We start from the raw sequence: 3,005 nt of genomic DNA, 5'->3' as shown, positions 1-3,005 counted from the left end.
GAGTGCGGGGCCGGTCAGGTCGATGAGGGTGTAGGGGCGTGGGCGGTGCCAGCCGGTGAGGAGGTTGAGGGCTTCGCCGAGGGCGATGCCGGCGATGGCCTGGTCGAGGAAGATCACGCTCGGGGTGGGCTGGTCGGCTGCGTCGCGGAGGTATCCGGCGCTGCGTTTGGCGGCGGTGAGGGTCGGGTCGAGTTCCATGGACGCGGCTGCGGGGTTGCAGCCGGACAGGCACAGGAGGCAGGGGCCGTCCGCGCCGGCCATCAGCTATCCCGCCGCGGACCGTGCGGCGGCATCAAGGCGAGCGCTCGCCCGCCTTGCCTGCCCAGGGCGGCGAGGCCCGCCGCTGCTACCGAGAACGCCCACTGCCGCTCCCCTCGAACTCGAGCGCGGCATCGGCAATCGCACCCCCGGCGCACGGCCGGCGGACGCCCCAAGCGCGCGGCGACCGCAGCTGCCTCGATGTCGGTTCCCATCATCCCTCCTCGTCGGAGGTCGATGCGTCGTCAGGACGGCCAGCGGTTCGAGCGCGCACCAGCCGTACGCCGGTGGCAAGCAGCCACACGAGCCAGGCGGCGTAGCCGGGTATCCCCACGAAGAGGAGCGGTGAGCCGTCCGCGATCGCGAGGTTGGCCGTCCCGGCGGCGAGCAGCAGGCCTCCCCCGGCCACTGCGAGCAGACGCTGCCACGGCGGCGTCAGCCGGCTCGCATGCGCCGCCAGCGCAGCGCCGATGAATGTGGTGCCGAGCGCCGGCAGCGCCAACGCGAAGGCTGCTGCATGCAATTGCCAGGCGAGTTCGAACTCCGGGCTCGGCTCGGCGAGTTCGCCGGCGGACAGCACGACACCGTTCCACAGGACGGCGTAGAGCGCAAAGACTGCCGAGAGGGTCGCGCCTGCGGCCACCGCGAGGCGCGACCAGTCTGCGCCCGCACGCCCGCGGCGCTCGACGAGCCCGTGGAGACCGGTCAGGAACCCGAGCAGCAGCGGCAGGTTCAGTGCCTCCAGGCCGACCGCGATCGCGACCGCGACCCGGTGCTCCGCGTGGAAGGCGAGCACCTCCTTGATCGGGGCCCCGTAGTCTGGCGCTCCGGCCCAGACCACCACCGCGTTCTGGATCGCCACCGACGCTGCCAACCCGATCGCCGTCGCGCCCACGACCCGCTCTCGGAGCGCTCGGGTCGGGGTAGGCCCTGCCGCTGCCGCGCTCACGGGCACGTGCAGGGATTCCAGCGCGGTGGCGGCGTTATGCGGTGATCTCATCTCTCACTCCTTCGTTGCGGTCGGATGATCGGTGCAACACCACGTCATTCGTTGGCGCAGGAATGGTCGGAAATTGGTTTCGGAGTCTTCTTCGGCTGTCCGTTCCGGTGATGTGGAACAGATTGCTGGAGCGGCCGGATACGCCGCTTCGAGCCCAGGACGATGGTGGTGGGCCGAAGGTCTACACCGCGGGATCGACTTTGGTCGGATGCCGTGGGGCCCGACCCGGCCGTACCCTTCGATCATGATGGTCCCGGCGGACCCGCAGGATCGGAGTCCGCTACCGGCGGGCGTGACCAGCGATGCCGACCACGATCCGGTACGCCCGGCCGGGCGCACGATCCGCGGCCGGGTGGTCGACGCCGCGTGTTTCCTGCTGGCCGTCGGCCTCACGGTGCTCGCCCTGGGCGACGGCCTCGCGCAACACATCGCACCAGTCCCGCTCACTGTCGACCTCGTCCTCGGCGGCCTGTGCAGTCTGGGGGTGTGGCTGCGCCGACGCCGGCCGGTCGGCTTGGCCGTGGTCGTGGGTCTGGTCAGCGTCTATTCGACGTCGGCGGCGGGCGCGGCGCTCGTCGCGCTGTTCACCGTCGCGGCGCACCGGCGCTTCGCGGTGGTCGCCCCGATCGTGGCCGGGTACGCGCTCGTACCGTTCCTGACGCTGCTGGTTCGGCCCGACGTCCCAGCCGGGTCCCCGTCGGAGATCGTGCTGGGCATCGTCCTCGCGGCCGCGGTGCTCGCCTGGGGCATGTTCGTACGGTCCCGGCGCCAGTCGCTGCGGGAGCGGGCTGGGCGGGTCGAGGCCGAACAGGAACTGCGCGTCGCCGAAGCCCGCCAGGGCGAACGCAACCGGATCGCCCGGGAGATGCACGACATGCTCGCCCACCGCCTGTCCCTGCTGAGCCTGCACGCCGGGGCGCTGGAGCTACGCCCCGACGCCGCGCCCGAGGAGGTCGCCCGTGCCGCCGGGGTGGTCCGCGACAGCGCCTACCAGGCGCTGGAGGACCTTCGGGAGGTGATCGGCGTCCTCCGCACCGGTGTCGACCGGTCCGACGAGACGCCGGAACGGCCGCAGCCCACCCTGGCCGACCTCCCCGACCTCGTCGACCAATCGCGGCGCGCCGGGATGCGGGTACGGCTCGACTGGCAGACCGACGCGCTTTCCGCCGTACCGGCCGGTGTGGGGCGCAGCGCGTACCGGATCGTGCAGGAAGGGCTGACCAACGCCCGCAAGCACGCCCCCGACGGCGAGGTGGCCGTCACCGTCCGGGCAGCCCCAGGCGACGGCGTAACCGTCGAGATCCGCAACCCCTACCCGGCCGAGACCAGCCCTGCCGGCATCCCCGGCGCCGGCATCGGCCTCATCGGGCTCACCGAACGGGCCGCCCTCGCCGGCGGACGCCTCGAACACGGCCCCACCCCCGCCGGTGACTTCCGGCTCAGGGCCTGGCTACCGTGGCCTACCCTCTGATCGCGGTCGGAACCGGCCTCCGACCCAGGTGAGCACGGACAAGGAGCCCAGCGTGAACGCACCGGTGCGGGTCCTCATCGTCGACGACGACCCGCTCGTGCGGGCCGGCCTCACCATGGTCATCGGCGGCTCGCCGGACATCGCCGTGGTGGGCGAGGCCGGCGACGGAAGCGAAGTAGCCGCCGCCGTCGACGCATACGCCCCGGACGTGGTGCTGATGGACATCCGCATGCCCACCCTCGACGGCCTAGCCGCCACCGAACGACTCCGCGCCCG

Annotated in this window: 4 protein-coding genes; 2 read left to right on the top strand and 2 right to left on the bottom strand. The window is 72.4% G+C overall.

The features are described 5' to 3' along the window. Positions 1-261: hypothetical protein (locus E1284_RS39800; protein ID WP_131945295.1), on the bottom strand; the 261-nt coding region annotated here is incomplete at its 3' end. Between the two features lie 211 nt (positions 262-472). Next, entirely contained in the window at positions 473-1,258 is a 786-nt protein-coding gene (locus E1284_RS39795) for a hypothetical protein (protein WP_207924228.1), read from the bottom strand. Positions 1,259-1,502: 244 nt separating this feature from the next. On the opposite strand from E1284_RS39795, the gene E1284_RS39790 reads away from it, so the two are divergent. Both E1284_RS39790 and E1284_RS39785 read left to right on the top strand, forming a co-directional pair. Then, on the top strand, positions 1,503-2,729 hold the full coding sequence (locus tag E1284_RS39790; protein WP_243715034.1) for a sensor histidine kinase: 1,227 nt from the start codon (positions 1,503-1,505) through the stop codon (positions 2,727-2,729). A gap of 52 nt (positions 2,730-2,781) precedes the next feature. After that, on the top strand, positions 2,782-3,005 hold a 224-nt coding region (locus E1284_RS39785), incomplete at its 3' end, for a response regulator transcription factor (RefSeq protein ID WP_131945294.1).

Origin of the sequence: Actinomadura bangladeshensis (genome assembly GCF_004348335.1) — a bacterium.
Lineage (GTDB): Bacteria > Actinomycetota > Actinomycetes > Streptosporangiales > Streptosporangiaceae > Spirillospora > Spirillospora bangladeshensis.
The sequence above is the reverse complement of the archived record's forward strand: the minus strand, read 5'-3'. Positions and strand labels throughout refer to the sequence as shown.

Bases quoted from the DNA above. Each gene is read 5' to 3' on its own strand.
- E1284_RS39795 (WP_207924228.1), bottom strand. From the start codon at position 1,258: ATGAGATCACCGCATAACGCCGCCACCGCGCTGGAATCCCTGCACGTG.
- E1284_RS39790 (WP_243715034.1), top strand. From the start codon at position 1,503: ATGATGGTCCCGGCGGACCCGCAGGATCGGAGTCCGCTACCGGCGGGC.